The following is a 23609-nucleotide window of genomic DNA, read 5'->3' as shown; positions in this document are numbered from 1 at the left end:
ATCATATTATACTATAAAACTAACCTCTAAATCTTTGCAGAAAAAGGGAGGAACCGGAACTGTAGGTTTGTATAAGGTATATCAAGATGGTACCTATAAGTCAGAATATTGACCTTAAACTATTAATAAATGAAAGGTAAAATCTTCTTTCCGTAAACAACTAACATCAGCAAATATCTAATAATGAAACCGATTTTCCTAAAAGTGAGAATCGGTTTTGTTGTTCTTATAAATGAATTTTATGTAAACTGATAGTGATTAAAAATATTGTTGGAAAAAGATATACCTTTTATTCTTCTGTGAAAAGCAATACCTCCCCCCTTAAACTGATACCATTAACATTATAAAATTTGGACCTGTTAAAGGAACCATAATTATTTTATATTTTAATATATATTTATTTGAAAGGGGGCGGGAATATGTTAAAACCAGTTGAACTGTCAGGGGAACGTGTTAAACTTCTGCCGCTTGAAGAAATTCATGCTGAGAATTTATATAAAGCAGCAAAACCTCAAGAAATTTGGAGATATCTTCCTGTTAAGGTTCAAAATATTGAGGATTTAAAAGCAGTAATAAAAGATGCCTTAAAAAGAAAAGAAAATGGCAGCGAGCTTCCTTTTGTAGTCTTAGATTTAGAAACAAATTCTATTGTAGGAAGTACCCGGTTCCTGGATATTTCTATCGCTAACAAAAGTCTTGAAATCGGTTGGACTTGGTATCATCCATCTGTTTGGCGTACCAGAGTAAACACAGAATGCAAATATTTATTGTTAAAACATTGCTTTGAAGATTTAAATCTTAATCGGGTTCAATTGAAAACAGATGTCAGAAATCAGCGATCCAGAGCAGCTATTTTACGTTTGGGTGCTGTTCAAGAAGGAATTATTAGAAAACAAATGATTTTATCTGATGGATATGTAAGGGACTCGGTTATCTTTAGTATCATTAAAGAAGAATGGCCATCTGTAAAAGAACGTTTGGAAGGATTTTTACAAAGACATAAATAGAATAGCAGGTCAATCTTTATATAATAAAATGGGCGGAAAACGGGCAGATAAAGATTGGATATTTTACGAAATCAAAAATTAATTTTTAAAGAAACCGATTTTCAACAAATGGAAATCGGTTTTGCCGTTTTTATAGTAACAGTAATATAAAAAAATAAAGCGACAAAAAGGCAGCTTTAGGGCCAATTATTCTTCTTTTTCTTCACTAAAAAATTTTCGCTGTCCAAATCGTCCAACGATCTTTTTCCAAAATTTCTCCTTGCTCATCAATTTGACTTTTAATATATTTTACAAGTTCTTTTAACTTATCATCAGTCAAATCATGTAAAATTGACCGACCGGTTCTATTTAACATATCTTTCTCAAGTTCTTGAATGCTATGATAAATTTTTCTTATTTCCCAAAGGGTATGCTCCTTAATACTGTTAAAGCCGGCAGCGATCAATGCATTTTTTACCTTTGCAGATTCGTGTCTGCGCCTAGTCTCCTTCTTCCCTAGTTCGGGAAATTTTTCAAAGAAATATCCGCGAATATGGTTCGGCGTACCTGGCAATAAACAGTCATCCGGGGTACGATCTTGAATAATAATAGTCCCATTTTTATTTAACAAACGAAAAGCCTCATTAAAAGCTTTTTCAAGTTCTTTTACATTTAAATGATGAATAAGTGCACGTTCAAGAATAATATCTCCAGAATGATCCGGTAAACCGGTATCTATTGCGTTGCCTATTTGGAAGGTTATATTAGGATAATCGATACAATTTTCTTTTGCTCCTTCGAGCATTTCCTTTGAGAAATCAATACCTATGACACTTTCAGCCCCCATTTCTATTAACTTTTTAGTATAGTTTCCTCCGCCGCAGCCTATGTCAATGACAGTTTTATCTTTGATATTTACTATCTCTTGAACGGTTTCAGACCATGAATCATCCACTTCCCGCATACTGTAAGTGTAACGGTTCTTTTTATCAAAAAAGTTTATCCCCACCTTAATCCCTCCTTTTGTAAAAAACTATACCCTATAATATCAATAATTAAAACTAATGATATTTTATAATATGCGATAATTATTAATTATCAATTAAGTTATTTTCATGTCTTAATACGTTTTTCAGCAGTCTCAGTCCGGTGTGAAACCGGCATGTGTCCTATAGCTTTAGCCAGACCAAACTCTGGCATATTCCCATATATCGATTCATAATTTCCAGCTTGGACAATATACGTTTCATGATAAATGCCAACCGCATTTGTCTTTCCGACTTTTTTATAAAAATTTCCCCAGGCTGTTAAATGCTTTGGACCTTTTGCATATGCTTTTAAATCCTCGAATGACCGCCAATATTGGACCATTGTAATCGTACGTAAATTAACAGATGTTTCTACTGAAAGAAAGCCAAGATCCTTATTCATATATAACTCACGGATCATAGGAGGCATCGCTTTAAATACCGGCAGCCAATTATGTACTGACCACCATTTATTAATTCGCATCCCTATGATAAATACAACAACTTCATTCCCAGGATCAGCCATAAAACGGCCGGGATAAATGGTTTTTCCCATATTGATTCTCCTCGCAAATTTTTTGATGTAACCGAGAAGCCCACCTGCTCAAGCTTTGCTAAGCGGGGAAGTTCAATAGCTTCACATAAGTAGGCATTTAGACTCAGAAGAAAAATTAAAAACAACCCAAATGACTCATTTTATAATAATGGCAATTCATTTAAAATTAGAACAATAAAGGAGGAGGGAAAATATTGAAGAAAAAATGGCCGATATCGATTCTCGCTTTGAGTTTTGCTTTTCTGTTTGCAACATCTTCAATGGCTTCTGCTGCCGGCTTCCATCATCCGGAGCACTGGAATGAAAACTCCACACTTTATCAAGGGAAATCTGGAACAGAAGTAAAGAATATGCAATACATCCTAAATGTCATGTCTTTTTACACGGAAACGGGCATTGTCGATGTGGACGGTATTTATGGACCTAAAACAGCCCAAGCTGTAAAAACATACCAAAAAGCGCACGGTCTTACTGCTGACGGTATCGTAGGACCTAAAACATGGAAAAGTTTTTCTCAATATATTGAGAAAAAGAATTCATCAACCTATGGCGCAGGCGGGTATATGGGACTAAGGATACAATGGAAATATGACAACACATCGGATCGCTCCCCGTCTACAGCAACTGTTTATGGCAACGGTGATACACAAAGTGATAAATACAGGTTATACCCGCATTAAGTCACTTACTTATAACCGGTTTTCATTACACGCATGTAATGAAAACCGGTTATTCATTTATCTATTATAAAAAGCTGCCCCATTAGCTAACAGAGCACTTCCACTCGAAATCCTCCAGGCGCGTTGACATAAAAGGTATAACCGTGTAATTGTTGAGGTGGTTTTACATCAAATCCATCCTCTATCAAACGTTGGTTGATTTTGTTCACCTGTTCTTTATTTTCTTGCGGGAATCCAATATGGAATGTTTTCGGATAATGGACCTCTCTTCCCTTCATTAGTGTCAGCACGAAACCGTCGTCATCAAGCATGACTGCAAAGCCATCTCCCTTACTGCTTTTGCACGTCATACCAAAATAAGTTTCCAAAAATTCTCGAGAAGCTGGAACATCAGTAACCGTTAAATTGAGGTGTTTAACCTTCATTCTTACACCCTTTCTTTAATTTAGCTTAACAAAAGTTCTGCTTTAATTATATTAATACTAGAAAGACAAATGAAATCAAATTTTTTAATATCAATTGTCTTAAAGTGTTTCTCAAATACTTGAAATATAAAAACGAAACTAAATGCAAATGGGGCGGTTCTAAAGAAGTGTTAGGCTGAAAGATGCTAAGTTACTCTTTTCCTATTCACCTTATCCATATTCGAAGTGGACCTAATGACTCCCATCCGCATGAAAGTGCTGCTTTTAGGCTGTTCCCCTGTTCATACCCCACAATAGGTAAGTTCTGAAACTCAGTAGAAACTGCTTGTACTATATCTTTCCACAGGGCTTCATTTGTATATTCCATTGAAAATGCGTTGGATATCCCAATAACACCGGCTCCTAAATTGGCTATAAATCCCGATATTTCGTCCTCCTTCTCTTTTATGAAAATTTTTACATCGTCTCGATCTAAGAGATTATATTTAATTACTTTTTCTGAATCATGTGCATAAGTCCATTTAGTCAAGTCTTCTTTTTTTGTAATAACACGCCATCCCAATTTGGCAGATTCCGAAACCGAAACAGGCGGATGATAAATCCACACTGCATTAAAAAGAACCTTAAAACCAATAGATGCCATGTCAAGATTCGCAAAGCTGTCCTTAATCGTCGAAATATTTCTATCCCCGATAAAATCAGCCACTTCTTGATCAGTTACATCCATACCTGCTGTTATAATATCTGGACATAAAGGAGGCGCTTCAGAAAGCAGGCCCCACACACCTCCATTACAATAGTAGGGAATACCATGTGATTCGCTTACAATACCGCACCAAATAATATTGTTCTTAACAGCCTGTTCTATATGTGTATTCACCTTCTTCCTCCTTTAATATCTGATCTCTTAAGATTGAAGTAACCCATACTTTTTTACTTGAAAAAATAGGTTACAAATTGTACTTCTGCATTTTCCTGACAATAGTTGATTGATTGACACCCAAACATTTTGCCATTTCTCTTGTTGTTTTACATTGCTTCATTGCTTTTATAAGAAGCCTTTTTTCGTTCTCAGCTATATATTCCATTAGATTCGGAAGTTTATCTTCTAAACGGTCATATTCATAAACAGATAAAAATTCTTGATCCAATGCATCAAGCTGTCCTGTAACGACAAAGCGTTCTATCACATTTTCCAGTTCTCTGACGTTTCCTGGCCATGAATATTTTAATAATTGTTCTAATTGTTTCTGGCCAATTTCTGCATTTTTTAAATACTGTTTGTTAAATGTCCGCAGGAAATGATGGATAAAGACATATATATCTTCTTTCCTTTCCCGAAGCGGCGGAATATGAATAGGAATCGTATTAATCCGGTAGTATAAATCCTCACGAAAATTATTATCTTTAATCATTTTTTTTAAATCCCGGTTTGTGGCAGAAATAATCCGGACGTCTACTTTTTTCTCACGGGTCCCTCCGACTTTCATGATCATTTTATCTTGCAGTACGTGCAACAGTTTGACTTGCAAGTGAAGCGGGATTTCTCCGATTTCATCCAAAAATACAGTCCCCTTATGAGCCAATTCAAAAATGCCCAGCTTCCCGCCTTTTCTTGCTCCAGAAAAAGCACCTTCTTCATAGCCAAATAGCTCCGATTCAAGTAAGCTTTCAGGAATTGCCCCGCAATTAACTGTTATAAACAGTTGATCGCTTCTATTGCTTAGCATATGAATTTGATTTGCGACTACTTGCTTTCCAACACCTGTCTCTCCAAGGATTAGAACAGAAGCGTCAACAGACGCGACGGATTTTATAAGTTCATTGATATTGTCCATTTTTTTATTTTTATAAACAAATGGCTGTTTCTCCAGCTTTTCTTGCTGGATTTGAATGACTTCCCTGCGATAGTTATCCATTAAATTTTTTAACTCCGTTATTTTATCGCTCACTTCATTGATTTCGGATGCATCTTTAGTGATTGAAACAACCCGGACAATGTCTCCTTTATCATTTTTTATAGGGATAGAATCGATCATAAAAACACCGCCTGATTGCGTGTATTGTAAGCCTTTCTCTCTTTGTCCCGATCTTAGTACCTTTGCAGATATACATGGATAAAACGCTCTTGACTTTTCCAAATCAAAAACATTTCTACCAATATGCTGCTGATCATCTTCAGACGTTGCCCAAATCACGAATCCTTTTTCATCCGTCACTAAAATTTCTTGAAAAAATTCATGAAACAAGGTTTGCCATTCTTGAACCAGCCATTTATCTTTAGAAACAAGGTTGTGCAGTCCCTTGTCAATCGCTAAATCAATGACACTGTTTATCTCATCTATATTCATTTTATTCACCTATCATTTTAGGATTGTTTTAATCAATCTTTTAATCTATTTCGACATCGGCTATTAACGCCCTTCCAAAAAAGAAAAAACCCCGAAATTAGCTCTCGAGATTTTCCCATCATCTATTTATTTAACTGTTCGTCTTCCATGCTAAAATCACAAGCTTTTAGTGGAACAATTTTTGTTCTCTTCACTAGCTTATAAACATTCCAAAGTAATAAAAAGAAAGGAAGACCGATATATGAGACAATGATGGCGTGCCAATCAATACTGCCGCCAAGAAAAGCATTATAGTTTTGACCCAGAATAACAATGATACAAAGAATAAATGCAAAAATTGGTCCAAAAGGGAACAGCTTCGCTTTGTACGGTAAAGCGTTGATATCATTGCCTTGTGCGACAAACGCTTTACGAAAACGATAATGGCTGACAGCAATACCAACCCAGGAGATAAAACCGGCCATGCTGCTGGCGTTAAGCAGCCATATATAGACAGTGCCTTCACCGAATAATGAAGACAAAAAGGCCAACATCCCTACAAGTGCAGTAACAATGAGGGCATAGATTGGAATCCCGCGTTTATTCACAGCCATTAAAAATTTCGGTGCCTTCCCCTCTTTCGCCAGGCTCCATAATGTTCGGGTACAAGCGTACATACCTGAATTGCCTGCGGAAATCACTGAAGTTAGAATAACTGCATTCATGATAGATGCGGCGAAGGCTAGTCCCGCCTTTTCAAACACAATAACGAAAGGGCTTACCCCGACATCTTGAAAGTTGGACTTAATCAATCTACCATCGGTATAAGGAATGATCAGCCCGATAATTAATATAGTAAGAACGAAGAAAATAAGCAATCTCCAAAAAACTTGCCGGGTGGCTTTCGGGATAGTCTTACTCGGATTTTCACTTTCTCCGGCGGCAATGCCGACCAATTCAGTCCCTTGAAATGAAAAGCCGGCAATCATAAATACGCTGATAATGCTCAAAAATCCGCCGTGAAAAGGGGCGTCGCCAATGGTAAAGTTTTTAAAGCCGATCGGCCTTTCACTTAATATTCCGAAAATAAGAGCCGCACCTACAATAATAAAAACAATCACACAAACCACTTTAATAATAGAAAACCAATATTCACCTTCTCCGTAACCTTTAACGGAAAGATAGTTTAGTCCGAACATAATTAATAGGAAGAGTACGCTCCATAACAATGAAGAACTGTGGGGGAACCAAAATTTCATAAGCAAAGAACCTGCCGTGACTTCTACCGCAATGGTAACGGCCCAGTTATACCAATAATTCCAACCAAGCGCAAAACCAAAGGCTGGATCAACAAAACGTGAGGCATAGGTGTTAAAAGAACCGGTGATTGGAAGAAAAGTAGCCATTTCTCCCAAGCTGGTCATTAGAAAATATACCATAACACTAATAGCAATATACGCGACTAAGGCACCGCCCGGGCCGGCAGAGTTAATCGTTGCACCGCTGGCTAGAAATATCCCCGTGCCAATACATCCGCCAATGGCAATCATATTAAGATGGCGGGCTTTAAGCGCACGATTTAAATGGTTCGAATAGTTATGGGATGAAGGCGATGGCGCATTACTCATTATTCCTGAAAAGCTGTCCTTGTCTGAAAGAATCACATCAGTTTTATTATCACTGTTCACTTGTTTATTCCTCCAATTGGACTATATTATCGAGACAAATTAATCGTAAAGTCACGAAGCCTCTTTGGAAAAAAGAGGTCAAGGTGCGGCGGCGCTTAAATTAAGGTTTTCCAACCACACCTTAGAAGGATGAATAAAATCCGGAACCTTCAAAATATTTCTTTTATGATTATTCGACCTAAAATATCTTTTCCTCCTGCAAATGATGCTTTTTAATATTTTCAGTTTCACTGCATGTCATGTATAATTCAACATTTTTTTGAGAGAGATATGAGAGAAATTTTTTCGGATTGACACATTGTTCAGGCGGCAGAACTCCCTCCCCTTCTATTTCGCCTTTTAACAGCATTTGTGCAGCGATGGATGCAGGAACGCCTGTTGCATAAGCAAGAGCAGTCACTCCCCAATCATCTTGCTGTCCTGTTAATATTTCAAATTTTACAGAGGATTGCTTTTCTCCTTTTTTTCCTTTGATTTCTACTAATAGCTCATCTATTCCCCACTCCGGTTCTTCTTGCAATGTTTGCTGCAGCAATGAAATGATTTGGCGGCGCGGGATAATTTTTTCTCCTGAGGATTCGACCGGTTGATTTCTTAATAGACCTAGACTGTTTAATGATTTTAACTTTTCTATAGTTGTTTCATCCCAAGTATCTTTATAAGTGATTTCCTTCACTTGCGGGAAACTTTGAGGAAGAGATCCGAGTTCCGAATGCAGGATAGAGTACGTTTTTTGAACACCTAATTTATCATGGAATTGCGTAAATTCTTCACCAGATAACGCTGGGATTTCACATAATTCTCCATCTCTAACAACGAGCGCATTTTTTATCGCTTCATCAATAATCGTATCAATAGCAAAAGAGAAGGTTAAGCCTGTTGTTGTAGAACCGTAGCGAATATGAATTTCTTCAGCCGAATCAAGCATGTCTACGCCGTACCGAGAGCAAATATTAGAAACCCCCGGGTCGGAACCCATACCTATTAATGCAAGAATTCCCGCTTCTTTGAATGAAGCATCAAGCGCTAATTGGTCTTTCGTCATCGTATACAAACCGCCTAAATCCAGCATGTTTACGCCAACCGCTGCAGCGGCACGCATAACATCTATATTAAACATATAGTTGGATGCATTAACACAGACTTTTCCTTGTTTTATAACTTCTTTCACTTTAGCTTGGTCCTTGATGTCCAAAGGAGTAATCGCAATGTTTTTTCCTGCCCATTTCTCCAATTCTTGAAGCTTTTTTTCATTCAAGTCTGCCGCTATAACCTCTGCACCGCTTTCAACCAAATCCTTAACAATCACTTGACCGATATTTCCTGCCGCACCTATCACAACAACTTCTTTCATTATATAAGCCTCCCTTGCTAAAATCTTTTCAACCTTTAATATGCAAGACATGTGCCAAACAGAGGGTGTTCTTATTGCGGCATTTTCAAATAATTCGAGAATCGAGATGGCATTGAGCATCAAATGTTGATGCGTAATAACATCAAATAAAGATAGAATAGCATTCAATTAAATAAACCTTATTATAAGAATGCCAAAACTAATTTAAAGGATATATTAATCACTTATCGAGAAGAATCTTGCATATATTTCTTTACAGAAGTTAATTATAAAAGGTCTTTAAGTTATAATGGATGAACTTAATGGAGTATCGCCTTTTTGCCGGCTTTATTTTTTTATTCCGTTGAATAGTGAGGTAAGGCTGATTCTTTTTTAAACATTTACATCAGACAGGGATAAATCCCGTTGGAAATGATATTGCCTTCTAACAGGAACCTTTTCTTTTAAACCCTTCTACTAGGGTGCGGAAACGCTTTCGACTTTCGGGTCCCATTATAGGGGTATCTGGGATCCTTGCGTCCTTCTTCAGCAATAGCGACAGCAATTTTTTCCTCTGATACGTCTAAACCAACATATTTTGTGTGATGATTAATAATAGCTAGCTCCTTTCGTAATGTAGCTCTGATTTGGTTCTTACTCAGTATCAATTGAAACCGAGTTAACCTACGATGTTACGAGTAAGGGGCTAGCTTCGTCCATGATAACTTTATTCTTTGAAGAATTCCTTTGTACTTCTTACTGTATCAATTGGGCGAACTAATTTTTCTATTTCTGCACGTTTAGGCTCTAGGAATGGGGGTAAAGATAATTTTTCTCCTAGTGTTTCATAAGGTTCATCTCCCATAAAACCGGGACCATCGGTTGCAAACTCAATTGAACAACTCCCACCTAGCCTAGCTTGAGGTGGGAGATTCTAGTTAAAGAAACCTAGAACCCCCTCCGTTCAACAAGAGGGTACAACCATACCTATTTTCCGACGTATTCCTTGCGAATGACCAACTTGTGTCCCCTGTCTAAGCAAGCACAAGAAGGTTCACCATCTTCAAATAAGCATAGAGGTTTCATACAGCACTCATTATAATGCGCCCAGCTCCTAGAATAGCCATCTGCTCCGGTGACTAGAGTAAAAGACTGGTACAATGGTGCTTTGATTTTATTTAATCATAAGTTGATATTAAGCTAATGATTTAAATAATTTTTTGCGTTCATTTTCTGTGAGATGATGATCATGCAGGTTAATACTTTGATGTGGGGTATTGACATTAAAAAGTGTGTAAAAAAGATGAGTTCGAACGTTTAGCTTTTTGTTTAACGTGTGCCAAAGACGCCAATGATGAATATTATGACGAACAATATATTGATGAAGGATCTTTGGTGGTTTATCGTTGTATCCGAGACCGCGCCTTCCTATAGTGAATGCGGCGGCTTGATGAATAGATATACCAAATTTGCGCATATATTTCAGTTTTCCGGCGACAGACGTATATTTCGGATTAACATGAATCACATCGATGCCCATTTTTTCTGCACGGCTCGTAACCGCAATGATCATCTTTTTATAGGCAAATAGACTCTTTAAACGGTTCGCTTTCTTATTGGCATATCTATTACCCGTTTTCGAAAGTGTTGTATCAAGGATTTCGAGAACAATGGGCTTGTTTTTTTGAACGGCTATATCAACTAAATCGATGGCTTTGGCTTCTATGATTTTCGTTATTTGACCGCTTGTTTTACCTTCGATAGAAAATTTTAATTTTCCGCTTTCAAGGTAGTTGCCATCATTTGTGAGGTCGGCCCAGGCAAAGTGGTCAACATTACAATCAACGCCTATAACGCCATCAGAAGTACTGAAATTAACATATGGGTTAGGTGTAACCTCTGCCAAACATTTGATAATATAGTAGTCTTTGTGATCCTCAATTGACCAAGAGATCGGTTGGCCATCGGCTTTTTTGTTTTTACAGGTTTGTTGGGTTAAAATCACGTTGTTGACAATCTCTTGTCCATACGGGAACAAAACGAACGGGATAGTAAAAGCTTTACCTCTAATTGAGGTGAAATGCAATGCCTGATTCTCTATATTGTACTGGAAAACAAAATTTCCAGATTTGGCATCCTTCCGGCCGGAAATCATCATTTGTTTCGTCCGTGCATGTTGAAAGACTTCTTGCCATTTTTCATGGTTTTGTTGATATTCTTCTTTGGTAAATTGTGACTTAAACAACTTTTTACCGCCAAATACGCAACTGGGTATGTGAGTTTTATATGTTTGTTTCTTTTCTTCCAGACGGTAGAGACGAAAGACTAACCGCCCGATCCGCGACTTTGTACGTTTAATTTGAACATCAAGATACTGGTGTTCAAACAAATAATCATTTAACCAAATCCGGGTTTCATTTTTCAAAGGAAGGGCGATCATGTTGTTTATCTTTAAAAAAGGGCTGTTTTTAGGCAGGTGAAGTTTTCCTTTGATTAAACTGTCCTTGACTTTAAGATATTTTGTTAGTTTTGTACGTTCTTTTTTTAATTTTTTCTTTAGATCTTTTATTTTTTCATCCGTTTGTTTGGTATATAATTTTTGTAACTCTGCTAAAGCCGTGAAGAGAGCCGCAGCCTCTTGACGGGCACTATTGGCATAGTAATCATTTAGGCCAAACTTTTTCTTTAACACTTGATGTAGACTTTCTTTATTTAATTGACGGCCCCAACGTTTCTCCCGGACCAAAGTATGGAATGCATAACGCTTGGCCTGGTTGAAAGTTTGTAGCACACCATTTAATTCATGAATGAGATAGCAAGACAGCTCGTTTTTATAGATTCTTCTCGAAAAATAAGCCTTTTTCATTTTTGCCCCCAACGGAACATACGTTCTATACCTTAGCATTATTATAGATGATACAGAAAACAAAGGCAAGTACGAAATGCCAGAGCCCAAAAGCATCCGATTCATCCCCCACCTAGCAAAGCTTGAGGAGGGGGTCTTCTCGGATAAATGATAAAGGGTGTCCCAAAAATTGAACCTTTTGGACACCCTCGATATTATCATTAGAACTTATCATTTATGCCATCAAATTGTGCTTGTGTCAATCACGAATCGATACTTCACATCAGAAGCTAATACGCGTTCGTAAGCTTCGTCAATTTGATCAGCTGAGATGACTTCAATTTTAGGAACGATGTTGTGTTCTGCACAGAAATCCAACATTTCCTGAGTCTCACGGATGCCGCCGATCATGGAACCTGCAAATGAACGGCGATGACCGATTAAATTCATTACGTTTAGTGACAACGGTTCTGCAGGAGCACCAACGTTTACCACAGTGCCATCAAGAGTAACTAGCCCTAAATAAGCATTGAGGTCAATCTTTGCACTTACCGTATTAATAATGAGGTCAAAGGTTCCGGCAAGTTTCTCGAAAGTTTCTGGATCGCTTGTGGCATAGTAGTTGTCTGCACCTAATTTCAAGCCATCTTCCCTTTTCTTCAATGTTTGTGACAGAACGGTGACCTCGGCACCCATGGCATGTGCAATTTGGACAGCCATATGACCAAGACCGCCCATACCTACAACAGCTACTTTCTTGCCAGGACCCGCTCCCCAATGGTTTAATGGTGAATATGTCGTAATACCTGCGCAAAGTAATGGTGCTGCGACATCAAGCTCTATGTTATCAGGAATCCTGAGTACGAAATCTTCCTGTACGACAATGTGAGTAGAATAGCCTCCTTGAGTAGGTTCGCCGTATTTGTCAACACCAGCGTAGGTTTGGATATTTCCTTTGAGACAGTATTGTTCTTCTCCTTTACGGCAATTCTCACATTCGCCGCAGGAGTCAACCATACATCCGACTCCTACCCGGTCACCAACCTTGTATTTTGTTACATTAGGTCCAACAGCCGTGACAATCCCCGCGATCTCGTGTCCAGGTACGAGCGGATAGTTCACCGGGCCCCATTCTCCGCGTGCCGTATGGATGTCTGAATGGCATATGCCCGCATATTTAATTTCAATTAGTACATCATGTAAATCAAGATCGCGCCGTTTTATTTCAGCTGCGCGAAACGGTTTGTCTGGACCGTCGACAGCCCGTGCTTTAGCAGTAATCATAAAGAAGCCTCCCATAATTTATACTTTCAAGAGAATGTGCCTGCAACAGGTAAATGAATCACTCAGGTTAAATTTCCCATTATTCATTTCCATCCCTGCTTTTTTCTCTTGCAATACAATTTTATTCCCTAGAGTTAACTCTAGGTCAAGTGATATACTATATTTTTTGAGACCTCCCGTGCTATACATATTATTTATCAATCTAGTCACTAGTAAATTATTACACCGAGCCGGTTTTACCTTCTTTTAAGGTGACTTTGACATGCAGAAAATACCGTGATAAAATTTCTCATAATATTAGAGTTAACTCGAGGTCTACATTTTATTAAAGGGAGATCTATAATGAAAACATATTCTATCAGCGAAGTTGCAAAAGAATTGAATCTTACAGTATATACATTGCGTTACTATGACAAAGAGGGACTTATCCCTTATGTAGAACGGACAGCCAGCGGAACACGCTTGTTTAAAGAATCTGATATCGAAGCTTTAAAAATAATTGAATGTCTGAAATCCACTGGGATGCCTATAAAAGAAATAAAAAAATTCATTGATTGGTGTTCTGAAGGTGATGCCACGTTGCAGCAAAGATATGACATGTTTATGGAAAGAAAAGCTAGTGTAGAAGCGCAAATGGAAGAATTTAAAAAAACAATGGCACTCATCGAACATAAATGTTCATATTACAAGACTGCTTTAGAAGCAGGTACGGAAGATATTCATAAAAACAATAAAATAAAGATTACTAATTAATAGATGCCAGCCGATTTTAATACTGGGGAAATTGGACTTTTTAATATTTGGGTTTCATTATAAATGAATTTAGTGCTATACGAGTATTTTCTTAGGAATTCGACTTTTTATGTTTAGATTGGCTTAGTGTGCAAAATTCGCAATTTTAACTCTGGACCCCTTTTTTTAAAAAATACAGACAATTGTATTGTTCATTTATCCATAGATGGTTACAATTAAATTAGAACATTTTGAAAAGGGAGGATTTGATATGTCTTTACCTGATAAAGTGACTATCATTGAAGTAGGTCCGCGTGATGGATTGCAGAATGAAAAAAATATGATTCCGACCGAAACAAAAGTTCAATTTATAAAAGCGCTTAAACAGGCGAATTTGCCGGAAATGGAGCTGACATCTTTTGTGTCGCCAAAATGGGTGCCGCAAATGAAAGACGCTGATGAAGTTATTGAACAGTGTTTAGATCAAACTCGCAACTTCGTTCTTGCACCAAATCAAAAAGGCATTGAACGATTTTATCAATCCGGTGCGAACGAAATTGCTGTATTCGTGGGTGCCAGCAATACTTTTAACAAGAAAAATATTAATAAAACAACAAATGAAAGTTTAGAAGAACTGAAACCATTGATATCCGACTTAAAACAAAACGGTAAGTTTGTCCGTGCTTGTATTTCTACTGCCTTTTACTGCCCTTATGAAGGAAAAGTGGCTGCAGAAGAAGTCATAAAGCTTTCTGAAACCTTTGCAAATTATGGGGTTGATGAATTAAGCGTGGCTGATACGGTAGGAATGGCGACACCTAAGGAAGTTTATGATTTATTAAATAGCCTAAAATCAAATCTGCCAAAGGGAATCATGTTAACCGGTCATTTTCATAATACTCGCGGGACGGCACTTGCCAACATTTACGCCAGCCTTGAAGCCGGCGTTGATCGGTTTGACAGTTCTGCAGGCGGTTTGGGCGGATGTCCGTTTGCCCCAGGCGCAAGCGGCAACGTAGCAACTGAAGACGTTCTTTACATGCTTCATGGCATGGGTATTGAGACCGGCGTAGATATAGAGAAAGTCATAAAAGCCGTCGACATTGTGGCACCGTATATGACCCGTACTTTTGACAGTAAACTCTATCAGCTTCAAAAAAATAATCATTTAACACCAACAACAAAAGGCTGACGAATTTTCCCGTCAGCCTTTTATAACAGGTGCAAAGCAACTAACTTTTTACAAATTTCATTCGCGGGTTTATGATTTGATTTGGACTTTTTAACTGAAAACATTGATAGGTCTCAGAATAGTCGATGGTCATATCTTCTTCATAATAGATTTGAAATTGCGCTTCAATATAAACGGTTTTATCGTTGGTCTTGATTTCGATATCATCGGGCTCCGCGTGGTGAACAGCAGCGAGATATATTACACCATCGTTGACACATCCGCACCCTATTGTATCGTAAACCAGTTTTAACTGCTCATCATCATTTTCTCCTAATTTTTCTCTAATTTTCTCTTTAGCTTTGTTTGTAAATTTAATGTTCATGACCCATTCCCCTTCTTTTCAATGTATCTATTGCCCAGTTACACCAATCGATCCACAATTTCATATAACGAATACCGAATTCTGATGTAAGATATTCACCTAAATTTTCTTTTTCATTTGTTATTTCGCCTATTTTCTCCTTTTGAATATTTTGCATAATATCTAAAGCATTTTTGTGCCGCTCCTGACAGCTTTTTAAAAAATCTATCGCACGTTCTGTTTCAATAAAATCAAATAAAGCAACTTTAAGCAGCCGGAAGTCTTTTAATTTTGCAGGTTCAGCTGCCTGTTCATTTAACCAATCATAGACAACGTCTTTACCGGCTTGCTGAATATGGTAAATTTTCTTATCAGGATGATCCGCTTGATGGACAACCCGGCTTTTGACAAGCCCTTCATTCTCCATCTTGCTCAATTCCCGGTAAATCTGTGTATGGTGGGCATGCCAAAAATATATGATTTTTTCTTTAAACTCTTGCATTAGTTCGTAGCCTGTAGCATCATGTTTCATTAATAATCCAAGTAAAGCGTATCGCAACGACATAACATCACCTATCCTGACCAACCATTTCTTAAGGCTATTTTAACATATTAAAATACTTGCTTAATGTCAGCTGCCCTATTGTAATTTTTATAACTTTCGCTATACTTGACCTATGTGCCATATCTCATAGAAAGGATAGTGTCAATGAATGCTCTCACACGTTTTAGTCTGAAAAATCCTGTTGCAATTGTATTGATTGCTGTCTTGCTTCTTATCGGCGGCGTGTATTCCTTTTCATCTTTAAAGATGGATCTGCTGCCTGATGCCACTTTTCCGCAGCTATCCATTCAAGCGACTTATCCTGGAGCATCTCCAACGGACGTCGATGACAAGGTCATTTCACCTCTTGAAGATAAATTCAAGGGCTTAAATCATTTAAAAACAATGCAAAGTTCCAGTTATGAAAATACAGGTATTATCAATTTAACATTCCCTTTTAATACTGACATGGATAAAATGGAACGGGAAGTCAATAAACTCATTGACAGCGCCCATTTGCCGGATAATGCTTCAACTGATGTTAATCAGTTTTCCTTCGGTTCCTTACCGATATACAGTATCTCCTTATTTGCAAAGGGAGACGCAAACATTAATAAAATTGTTAATGATGATATCGTTCCCGATTTGGAGAGAATTCCCGGGGTAAGCAGTGTTTCCGCCGGAGGAGATAAAGAGCATTACTTGAATGTTATTGTTGATAAAGATAAGGCCCGGCAAGCAGGGATATCTCTGAACACAATTGAGAACGCAATTAAAGATAAATTTGTTTCTTCACCGGCTGGAACCATCACGAAAAACAATGCCGAAATTCCTGTAAAAGTCGATGAAAAACTAAAAGACGTCAAAGCGCTTAAAAATTTGCAAATACAACCCGGAGGCGGCAGTACGCAAGCTCAACCAAGCTCGCAAGGCCAGCCGTCAGCAAAAAGCGGTGCACAAATTAAAGGCAGCTTGCAAGGTACGGCGCCGCAAGGCAGTTCGCAAGGCATACAAGCTCCAGCTGTTAAGCTTGGCAACATTGCTAAAATAAAAGAAATAAAAGATCAGACAGAATATACCCGTTACAATCTAAAACCGGCGATTTCAATTGCAGTTTCGAAACAGCAATCTGCAAACACAGTTGATGTTTCAAACAAAGTTATGGATGTCTTACATAAATATAACGATCAAGTCAATTACGCTGTAGGGTTTGGCCAAGCAGAAGGTATTAAAGCATCCGTTAAAAGTCTTGTTCGTGAAGGGTTGCTTGGCGCTATTTTTGCTTCGATTGCAGTCCTGATTTTCTTAAAAAATATTCGAGCAACAATTATAGCTATTATCTCGATTCCGCTGTCATTACTCGTCTCCTCTATTTTCTTAAAAAGTATGGACATTACCTTAAATGTCATGACGTTAGGAGGCATGGCGGTTGCTGTCGGCCGGGTTGTTGATGACAGTATTGTCGTAATCGAAAATATTTACCGGAGGATTAAAAATAGCGGAGGAAAAAAGCCGTCTAATGAACTAATCCGCCAATCTACCAAAGAAATATTGCGGGCGATCACATCATCAACCATTACAACGATTGTTGTATTCTTACCGCTTGGGTTTGTCGGCGGTATAACAGGTAAATTTTTCTTACCTTTCGCCCTGACAATCGTATTTTCACTGCTTGCTTCGTTACTTGTTGCTGTAACGATTGTACCGATATTTGCAAAGCTTTCTTTTAAAAAGGAAGGTCAAAAAGAAGAAAGATGGGATTGGCTAAGGCCCGTCCGCAGGGCTTATCTATGGCTGGTCAAAAAGGCGCTTAATCATAAGATTATTGTTTTAACGATTTTACTATTATTGCTTATTTGCTCATTTATAGCTGTACCAAGTCTTGGCTTTACCTTTTTACCAAATGATGAACAAAAAACGGCTGTAGCGACGATTAATCTTCCCGCCGCAACATCCTTGAATAAAACGAATGATGTCTCATTGGACATTGAGAAATATCTAAAACATAAAAAAACAATTAAAGATATATCTGCTGAAATTGGCAGCCGGGATTACCAAACAGGTGTTAAAAGCGATAACGTTATTAACTACTTCATTACTTTAAAGAAGAATGTCAACGTTGAAAATGAAGTAAACTCGCTTACCAAAGAAATCAATAAAATGACAAAAGACAAAGCACCCGGATCAGAAATAAATGTTCAAGATATGTCTTCTCAAACTGGACCGTCTAATAATAATGTCAATATAGATCTCTACTCAAACGATATGAGCGCCCTGGAAAAAGCGTCTTCCAATGTAGAAAACTACATGAAAAAGCAAAATGACCTAAAATCTGTAAAAAACAATTTAACTAAAAAACAGACGGAATGGGTTGTTCAAATAGATCCTAAAAAAGCTTCGGAGTACGGTGTTTCCAGCGCAATGATCTTAGGAACTATTAACGACCAAACACAGCCTGTAACGATTGATGATGTTTCATTAAAAGGCTCAGATTCAATTAAACTATCATACGATAAAGATATTCATTCTGAAAATCAGATTAAAGACACACCAATTTTTACACAAAAAGGAACTATACCGCTATCTAAAATTGCAGATGTCAAACAAACTCAAGCACTAACCGCCATCCAAAAGCTCGATGGTAAAGTATACGCTCGCGTATCTGCCGAAATCACAGGCGATAACATAGCCAAAGCAACGGCTAATGTGACCCAAGGTGTGAAAAAACATGTTGACTTGCCGCATAATGTCACCTTTAAAACAGGCGGCGGCAGCGATGATACAACGAAAGCCTTTAAAGATCTTATCATTGCAATGCTGATTGCTATCGGTCTTGTCTATCTCACTATGCTAATTACTTTTGGCAAAGCCCGGACGCCATTTATTGTCTTAAGTTCACTCGTTTTTGTCCCTTTTGGTGCTATTCTCGGTCTGTTAATAACGGGAGAGCCGCTTTCGATCAGCGTAATGATTGGTGTACTCATGCTTATCGGCATCGTCACCACCAACGCCATTGTCTTTATTGACCGGATTGGTCAAAACAGAGATCAAAAAGGCATGACGGTTCGTGAAGCCGTTCTTGAAGCTGGCCAAACCCGTCTGCGGCCGATTTTAATGACCGCGTTTGCAACGATCACTGCCCTGATCCCGCTTGCATTTTCTACATCTGAGGGGACATTAATTTCAAAAGGGCTTGCTGTTGTTGTTATCGGCGGATTGACAACATCTACCCTTTTAACACTCATTTTACTGCCTGTGCTGTATGAGTTATTTTTTAGAAAAACAGTCAAAAAAGAATTAAGAGACTAAAGAGGATGTTTAAAGCAAAAAAATATTATATATCGTTACTTTTTGGTATGCTAATGATAATCAAAGATTTCTTGAAAGGAAGTTGAAAAATATGAAACCTATAGAAACTAATGAATCCTTCGATCAAACAATCAAAAGCAGCGAGCCTGTTGTTGTCAAATTCGAAGCTGATTGGTGCCCTGATTGTAAGCGCCTTAACATGTTTATAGACGACATCATCAAAGACTATAAGTTCGAGTGGTATGAAGTCAATAGGGATCAGCTCCCTGAGCTTGCTGATAAATATGAAGTTATGGGGATCCCAAGCTTGCTCGTTTTCCAAAACGGGGAAAAAATTGCCCATCTTCACAGTGCAAATGCTAAAACACCAGAATCTGTACGCGAGTTTCTTGACAGCGCAGAAAAGTAAAATTAAATATATGCATTCATGGACTGGCCATAAATTAGATTAACTGACTTATGGACAGTCCTTTTGTATTTCATCGCTTGTTTAAAGGAGAACAGATGATGGTAAACATTAAAAAGGGTAAAAATAAACTTTACATTGAAGAGCAAGGGGAAATAGTGGGATTCGTTACATTTAAGCCAATTGATGACAATTCTATCAGCGTTAATTATATTTTCATTGCTGACGAATACCATGGTAAAGGATTTGGAGAAAACTTAGTTAAAGGACTTGTGGCGTTTGCCAGAGAGGAAAATAAAAAGGTTATTCCTGCATGTCCTTTTGTTAAAAATCAATTTAATCAAAATGAACAGTATCATGATGTACTTAGAAAAAAATAAGATAATTGATTGTAACAACTTGTTTGGACAGTCGTATTTTCCTATTGATAGAGCCGGCTACTTTCTCCTTCAATTAAGATTTTTTACTCCCCTTTTAATAGCTCGTATTTTCCGAAAAGTGGATTTTAAATAAAAAAACTGTAATTTTACATTTCTTTAAAGATAACCCTTTTTAATTGAATTCCTCTAATTAGAGTAGCAAAATAATATAGGCAGAATAGTTTACTAGTGTAAACTATTTACTTTTGCTTTTCACCGCTGAATAACATTTATTAAAAACTAATAATTAGCTAATTATCCAGCAAAAATAATACTACTTAATTTATTGGAGTGACAATTGATGGGAACTATTCAAGCTTTTTTAAAAAACTGTGCTGACAGTACACCTCATATAGAAGGTTTAATTGGCGGCAACAAACGATTTACTTTTAAAGAATTCAATGAGCGTGTCAACCAACTGGCCCATTATTTATTGGAAAAAGACGTTCAAAAAGGAGATCGCGTGGCTATCCTATGTAAAAATAACTATCCCTTCCCTATTATTATGATGGCTGCCATCAAAATCGGTGCTATTGCCGTCCCTTTAAATAGACAGATGACTGCCTATGAAATGGAAGGTGTTATTGAAAAATGCCAACCTAAAGTTTTATTTTATGATGAAGAATATACGGAATCTCTCTCATTAGTTGTTAAAAAACAAATGATTCCTTTCATGATTTTAACAGGTTCTGGAATAGACACTGTCCCAACTTTTAATGAATTATTTGCCGGACAATCCGGTGATGAACCTGAACAGACAATTGAGGGTCAAGATCCTGCTATCATTTTGTTTACTTCTGGAACAACCGGTAATTCTAAAGGTTGTGTGATTACCCATCAAAATCTTTATGCGTGGTTCACGGATATTGGCAGCATAAGGAAAGTTGAGCCAGGACTGCGTTTTCTTGGCGTTCATCCTTTTTACCATATGAGTTCAGTCTTAAATATTTTAAATGGTATATATAACGGGATCACGATGGTTTGCCTATCCGATTCTGACCCTGCATCAATCTGGGATACAATTGAAAAAGAGAATATTAATATGATGATGGGCTTCCCTTCAACATATACCTATATGCTTGAGGAATTAAAAAATAGTAACAGAGACGTTAAATCATTTAAAATGGCTCAATGCGGCGGGACAAAGGTTCCAGAAAGCTTAATTAGACAATATGCTGAATACGGCATTTGTTTATCGCAAGGTTACGGCAGTACAGAAGGTTGGGCAGTCAGTGCATGGCATCCTGATATGGGTTACGATAAAATAAATTCCGTTGGAAAACCGATTAAAAATGTTGAAGTTAAAATTGTTGATCCAGACAGCCATAAGGAACTTTCAACAGGAGAAGTCGGAGAAATTGTTGTTAAGAGCCCTTATGTTTTTAAAGGCTATTGGAGAGATCCGGAAGCAACGAAAGAGGTCCTTAAAAACGGCTGGTTCTACATGGGCGATGCCGGTAAATTTGATAAAGATGGATTCTTATATATTATGGACCGATATAAAGATGTTATTGTCTATGGCGGTGAAAATATATATTCCGGCGAAGTAGAAAAAGTCATCCATGAAATCGATGGTGTCTTGGAGGTTGCGGTTGTCGGTATCCCCGATGAATTTTGGGGTGAAATCCCGCGGGCATATATCGTAAAAGAATCAGGAAGTCATCTTTCTGAAGGAGAAATTATAAACCACTGTAAAGAAAAACTCGCCGATTATAAAATTCCTGAAATTGAATTTATCAATGAACTTCCTAAAAACAGCTTGGGAAAAATACTAAAACGACAATTAAAAGAATTAGCCTTACAAACTCAATAATAATTTAGAAAGAACCCTTAATTTGAAGGGTTCTTTCCTGACTTTTATGAAAAAATGACTCGTATCTAAAATATCAGTCCATCCAGTGAATAATCCCCGGCGCCTATTAAAGCAACACCAATGGCAACAACTATTAAGATTAAATTAAACTCAAATCCGTTTTCTGTTACCCAAAAACCATTTTTACCATGCACCTTAATAATCGCGGCAACCATTGTAACTGCAATCAAGAGAGAGGCAAGCGGAGTCAAAAACCCAAGCGTAAACAATGCACCGCCAACAAGCTCTGATAAACCAGCCATTATGGCCATAGCCAGCCCTGGTTTAATACCGATCGACTCAAAGAAGCCTCCCGTACCCTTTATGCCATGGCCGCCAAACCAACCAAATAACTTTTGTGTCCCATGACCTATAAAAGATAGTCCAATTACTAAACGAATGATCAATAAGCCAAGATTTATCATTATAATCACCTTTCTTTTTGTTTTAATCTCGAATTCGAGGTAAATACTTAAAAAATTTGGTAAATGACATCCTTTATAATTAAGATTAAGGTATAAGTTCTGTTTTTTAGAAGTTAGTTATCTCGAATTCAAGATATATTATATTCAAGATTATTTTTCTTGTCAACAGCTAATTATAAATAACAATATCGAAAAATATTGTTATGATTATGAATTTCAAATAAAATAAAGATAGTTGTTTGTTTTTTACCCCGGTGTAACTGTCCGTAAGACACCTCTTAAAACATTAGGAATCATTGACGTTTAGGCGGGAGATAACGGATAGTAATCACTGATAAGTTCAACTATCTATTAGTAGGGAGTAACAAAACCCCACTGATGAAAGTTTTACTTTATACATAATGGGAGGTGAAAGCTGTATCTTGACTTATGGATACGGCAAGAAAATGAGTGTACATATTGAAGCAAAAAAAGGCGACATTGCAGATACAATTCTATTGCCCGGCGACCCGCTTCGCGCTAAATATATTGCGGAAAATTTTTTGGAAGATGCTGTTTGTTATAATGAAGTCCGCGGCATGTTAGGTTTTACCGGTACATATAAGGGACAGCGTATTTCTGTTCAAGGATCAGGTATGGGGATCCCCTCCATTTCAATTTATGTTAACGAACTCATTCGCGAGTATGGTGTGAAACGTTTAATTCGTGTTGGTACATGCGGCGGCATTCAGCCTGATGTAAAAATTCGTGACGTCATTATTGCAATGACTTCATGTACTGATTCACATGTGAATCAGCAAACTTTCCCAGGGTTTAACTATTCACCTTGTGCAAATTTTGATTTGCTGAAAAAAGCTTACGATACCGCTGTTGAAAAAGGATTAAACGTTAAGGTCGGCAATATCTTATCATCAGACATTTTCTACCGGGATAATATGGACATCATGAAAAAATTGGGCGACTACGGTGTTCTTGCCGTTGAAATGGAAACGACAGCTCTTTATACATTAGCTGCTAAATACGGTGCAGAAGCTTTAACTGTTTTAACAGTCAGCGACCATCTTTTTACAGGTGAAGAAACATCGGCGGAAGAACGTCAAACGACTTTTAACGATATGATTCATATTTCTTTGGAAACCGCATTTAAAGAAAACTTGTCGATTCGCAAGCCTTAAGAGGCGAAGCCAGAGGCTTAGTTGTACTTATACTTTAACCCTTTAAAATAAGGGGTG

The 23609-nt window shown here is 37.5% G+C and carries 21 protein-coding genes and 1 pseudogene; 9 read left to right on the top strand and 13 right to left on the bottom strand.

The window, feature by feature from the left end; translation table 11 throughout:
- Positions 1-419 precede the first annotated feature (419 nt).
- A complete protein-coding gene (locus tag ACFQRG_RS00210; protein ID WP_380962415.1) occupies positions 420-1007 on the top strand; it encodes a GNAT family N-acetyltransferase in 588 nt (195 codons plus the stop codon).
- A 205-nt stretch (positions 1008-1212) separates the two neighbouring features.
- On the opposite strand, the gene ACFQRG_RS00205 is transcribed toward ACFQRG_RS00210, so the two are convergent.
- On the bottom strand, positions 1213-1995 hold the full coding sequence (locus tag ACFQRG_RS00205; RefSeq protein ID WP_380962412.1) for a class I SAM-dependent methyltransferase: 783 nt from the start codon (positions 1993-1995) through the stop codon (positions 1213-1215).
- 104 nt (positions 1996-2099) lie between these two features.
- Positions 2100-2570 (bottom strand): DUF4188 domain-containing protein, encoded by a 471-nt coding sequence (locus tag ACFQRG_RS00200; RefSeq protein ID WP_380962409.1) that lies wholly within the window; start codon positions 2568-2570, stop codon positions 2100-2102.
- 194 nt (positions 2571-2764) lie between these two features.
- Between ACFQRG_RS00200 and ACFQRG_RS00195 the strand changes: the two genes are divergently transcribed.
- Positions 2765-3250 (top strand): peptidoglycan-binding domain-containing protein, encoded by a 486-nt coding sequence (locus ACFQRG_RS00195; protein WP_380962406.1) that lies wholly within the window; start codon positions 2765-2767, stop codon positions 3248-3250.
- Positions 3251-3336: 86 nt separating this feature from the next.
- Here the strand turns inward: ACFQRG_RS00195 and ACFQRG_RS00190 are convergent, their stop codons facing one another.
- From ACFQRG_RS00190 to ACFQRG_RS00155, 8 genes and pseudogenes are all read right to left on the bottom strand, one after another.
- Complete coding sequence (locus tag ACFQRG_RS00190; RefSeq protein WP_380962404.1) at positions 3337-3675, bottom strand: VOC family protein; 339 nt, start codon at positions 3673-3675, stop codon at positions 3337-3339.
- A 205-nt stretch (positions 3676-3880) separates the two neighbouring features.
- Positions 3881-4555 (bottom strand): hypothetical protein, encoded by a 675-nt coding sequence (locus ACFQRG_RS00185; RefSeq protein WP_380962402.1) that lies wholly within the window; start codon positions 4553-4555, stop codon positions 3881-3883.
- A 70-nt stretch (positions 4556-4625) separates the two neighbouring features.
- Positions 4626-6026 carry a sigma-54 interaction domain-containing protein gene (locus tag ACFQRG_RS00180; protein WP_380962399.1) on the bottom strand — a complete coding sequence of 467 codons (1401 nt, stop codon included), beginning with the start codon at positions 6024-6026 and terminating at the stop codon, positions 4626-4628.
- A gap of 122 nt (positions 6027-6148) precedes the next feature.
- On the bottom strand, positions 6149-7633 hold the full coding sequence (locus ACFQRG_RS00175) for an amino acid permease (protein ID WP_380962734.1): 1485 nt from the start codon (positions 7631-7633) through the stop codon (positions 6149-6151).
- Positions 7634-7871: 238 nt separating this feature from the next.
- Positions 7872-9047 (bottom strand): saccharopine dehydrogenase family protein, encoded by a 1176-nt coding sequence (locus tag ACFQRG_RS00170; protein ID WP_380962396.1) that lies wholly within the window; start codon positions 9045-9047, stop codon positions 7872-7874.
- A gap of 706 nt (positions 9048-9753) precedes the next feature.
- Positions 9754-9921, bottom strand: a pseudogene (locus ACFQRG_RS00165) (ring-cleaving dioxygenase); the annotation flags it as partial.
- 300 nt (positions 9922-10221) lie between these two features.
- Positions 10222-11892 carry an IS200/IS605 family accessory protein TnpB-related protein gene (locus ACFQRG_RS00160; protein WP_380962394.1) on the bottom strand — a complete coding sequence of 557 codons (1671 nt, stop codon included), beginning with the start codon at positions 11890-11892 and terminating at the stop codon, positions 10222-10224.
- Between the two features lie 222 nt (positions 11893-12114).
- Positions 12115-13155, bottom strand: a complete 1041-nt coding sequence (locus ACFQRG_RS00155; RefSeq protein ID WP_380962391.1) for an NAD(P)-dependent alcohol dehydrogenase — start codon at positions 13153-13155, stop codon at positions 12115-12117.
- Positions 13156-13497: 342 nt separating this feature from the next.
- On the opposite strand from ACFQRG_RS00155, the gene ACFQRG_RS00150 reads away from it, so the two are divergent.
- The gene (locus ACFQRG_RS00150) at positions 13498-13908 is read left to right on the top strand and encodes a MerR family transcriptional regulator (RefSeq protein WP_380962388.1); all 411 of its coding nucleotides are present in this window, start codon (positions 13498-13500) and stop codon (positions 13906-13908) included.
- Between the two features lie 250 nt (positions 13909-14158).
- A complete protein-coding gene (locus ACFQRG_RS00145; protein ID WP_380962385.1) occupies positions 14159-15079 on the top strand; it encodes a hydroxymethylglutaryl-CoA lyase in 921 nt (306 codons plus the stop codon).
- 40 nt (positions 15080-15119) lie between these two features.
- Here the strand turns inward: ACFQRG_RS00145 and ACFQRG_RS00140 are convergent, their stop codons facing one another.
- Together ACFQRG_RS00140 and ACFQRG_RS00135 are read right to left on the bottom strand one after the other, a co-directional pair.
- A complete protein-coding gene (locus tag ACFQRG_RS00140) occupies positions 15120-15443 on the bottom strand; it encodes an iron-sulfur cluster biosynthesis family protein (protein ID WP_380962382.1) in 324 nt (107 codons plus the stop codon).
- On the bottom strand, positions 15433-15987 hold the full coding sequence (locus ACFQRG_RS00135) for a PadR family transcriptional regulator (protein WP_380962379.1): 555 nt from the start codon (positions 15985-15987) through the stop codon (positions 15433-15435). The genes ACFQRG_RS00140 and ACFQRG_RS00135 overlap by 11 nt, the downstream gene beginning before the upstream one ends.
- A gap of 144 nt (positions 15988-16131) precedes the next feature.
- Between ACFQRG_RS00135 and ACFQRG_RS00130 the strand changes: the two genes are divergently transcribed.
- The 4 genes from ACFQRG_RS00130 (at position 16132) to ACFQRG_RS00115 (ending at position 21913) form a co-directional block, all read left to right on the top strand.
- Complete coding sequence (locus ACFQRG_RS00130) at positions 16132-19275, top strand: efflux RND transporter permease subunit (protein ID WP_380962376.1); 3144 nt, start codon at positions 16132-16134, stop codon at positions 19273-19275.
- A gap of 31 nt (positions 19276-19306) precedes the next feature.
- Complete coding sequence (locus tag ACFQRG_RS00125) at positions 19307-19684, top strand: thioredoxin family protein (protein WP_380962732.1); 378 nt, start codon at positions 19307-19309, stop codon at positions 19682-19684.
- Positions 19685-19734: 50 nt separating this feature from the next.
- Positions 19735-20061, top strand: a complete 327-nt coding sequence (locus tag ACFQRG_RS00120; protein WP_380962374.1) for a GNAT family N-acetyltransferase — start codon at positions 19735-19737, stop codon at positions 20059-20061.
- A 340-nt stretch (positions 20062-20401) separates the two neighbouring features.
- Positions 20402-21913, top strand: coding sequence for a class I adenylate-forming enzyme family protein (locus ACFQRG_RS00115; protein WP_380962372.1), 1512 nt, complete (start codon positions 20402-20404; stop codon positions 21911-21913).
- A gap of 65 nt (positions 21914-21978) precedes the next feature.
- On the opposite strand, the gene ACFQRG_RS00110 is transcribed toward ACFQRG_RS00115, so the two are convergent.
- A complete protein-coding gene (locus ACFQRG_RS00110) occupies positions 21979-22377 on the bottom strand; it encodes a DoxX family protein (protein WP_380962370.1) in 399 nt (132 codons plus the stop codon).
- Between the two features lie 446 nt (positions 22378-22823).
- On the opposite strand from ACFQRG_RS00110, the gene deoD reads away from it, so the two are divergent.
- On the top strand, positions 22824-23552 hold the full coding sequence (gene deoD / locus ACFQRG_RS00105; protein ID WP_380962730.1) for a purine-nucleoside phosphorylase: 729 nt from the start codon (positions 22824-22826) through the stop codon (positions 23550-23552).
- Positions 23553-23609 lie beyond the last annotated feature (57 nt).

Origin of the sequence: Scopulibacillus cellulosilyticus, from assembly GCF_042665295.1 — a bacterium.
GTDB classification, from domain to species: Bacteria; Bacillota; Bacilli; order Bacillales; family Sporolactobacillaceae; genus Scopulibacillus_A; species Scopulibacillus_A cellulosilyticus.
Note: the sequence above shows the minus strand (reverse complement) of the source record. Positions and strands in the feature narration are given on the sequence as shown.

Bases quoted from the DNA above. Each gene is read 5' to 3' on its own strand.
- ACFQRG_RS00110 (WP_380962370.1), bottom strand. From the start codon at position 22,377: ATGATAAATCTTGGCTTATTGATCATTCGTTTAGTAATTGGACTATCT.
- ACFQRG_RS00155 (WP_380962391.1), bottom strand. From the start codon at position 13,155: ATGATTACTGCTAAAGCACGGGCTGTCGACGGTCCAGACAAACCGTTT.
- ACFQRG_RS00130 (WP_380962376.1), top strand. From the start codon at position 16,132: ATGAATGCTCTCACACGTTTTAGTCTGAAAAATCCTGTTGCAATTGTA.
- ACFQRG_RS00145 (WP_380962385.1), top strand. From the start codon at position 14,159: ATGTCTTTACCTGATAAAGTGACTATCATTGAAGTAGGTCCGCGTGAT.
- ACFQRG_RS00200 (WP_380962409.1), bottom strand. From the start codon at position 2,570: ATGGGAAAAACCATTTATCCCGGCCGTTTTATGGCTGATCCTGGGAAT.
- ACFQRG_RS00190 (WP_380962404.1), bottom strand. From the start codon at position 3,675: ATGAAGGTTAAACACCTCAATTTAACGGTTACTGATGTTCCAGCTTCT.
- ACFQRG_RS00115 (WP_380962372.1), top strand. From the start codon at position 20,402: ATGGGAACTATTCAAGCTTTTTTAAAAAACTGTGCTGACAGTACACCT.
- ACFQRG_RS00135 (WP_380962379.1), bottom strand. From the start codon at position 15,987: ATGTCGTTGCGATACGCTTTACTTGGATTATTAATGAAACATGATGCT.
- deoD (WP_380962730.1), top strand. From the start codon at position 22,824: ATGAGTGTACATATTGAAGCAAAAAAAGGCGACATTGCAGATACAATT.
- ACFQRG_RS00160 (WP_380962394.1), bottom strand. From the start codon at position 11,892: ATGAAAAAGGCTTATTTTTCGAGAAGAATCTATAAAAACGAGCTGTCT.
- ACFQRG_RS00140 (WP_380962382.1), bottom strand. From the start codon at position 15,443: ATGAACATTAAATTTACAAACAAAGCTAAAGAGAAAATTAGAGAAAAA.
- ACFQRG_RS00170 (WP_380962396.1), bottom strand. From the start codon at position 9,047: ATGAAAGAAGTTGTTGTGATAGGTGCGGCAGGAAATATCGGTCAAGTG.
- ACFQRG_RS00120 (WP_380962374.1), top strand. From the start codon at position 19,735: ATGGACAGTCCTTTTGTATTTCATCGCTTGTTTAAAGGAGAACAGATG.
- ACFQRG_RS00180 (WP_380962399.1), bottom strand. From the start codon at position 6,026: ATGAATATAGATGAGATAAACAGTGTCATTGATTTAGCGATTGACAAG.
- ACFQRG_RS00210 (WP_380962415.1), top strand. From the start codon at position 420: ATGTTAAAACCAGTTGAACTGTCAGGGGAACGTGTTAAACTTCTGCCG.
- ACFQRG_RS00150 (WP_380962388.1), top strand. From the start codon at position 13,498: ATGAAAACATATTCTATCAGCGAAGTTGCAAAAGAATTGAATCTTACA.
- ACFQRG_RS00175 (WP_380962734.1), bottom strand. From the start codon at position 7,633: ATGAGTAATGCGCCATCGCCTTCATCCCATAACTATTCGAACCATTTA.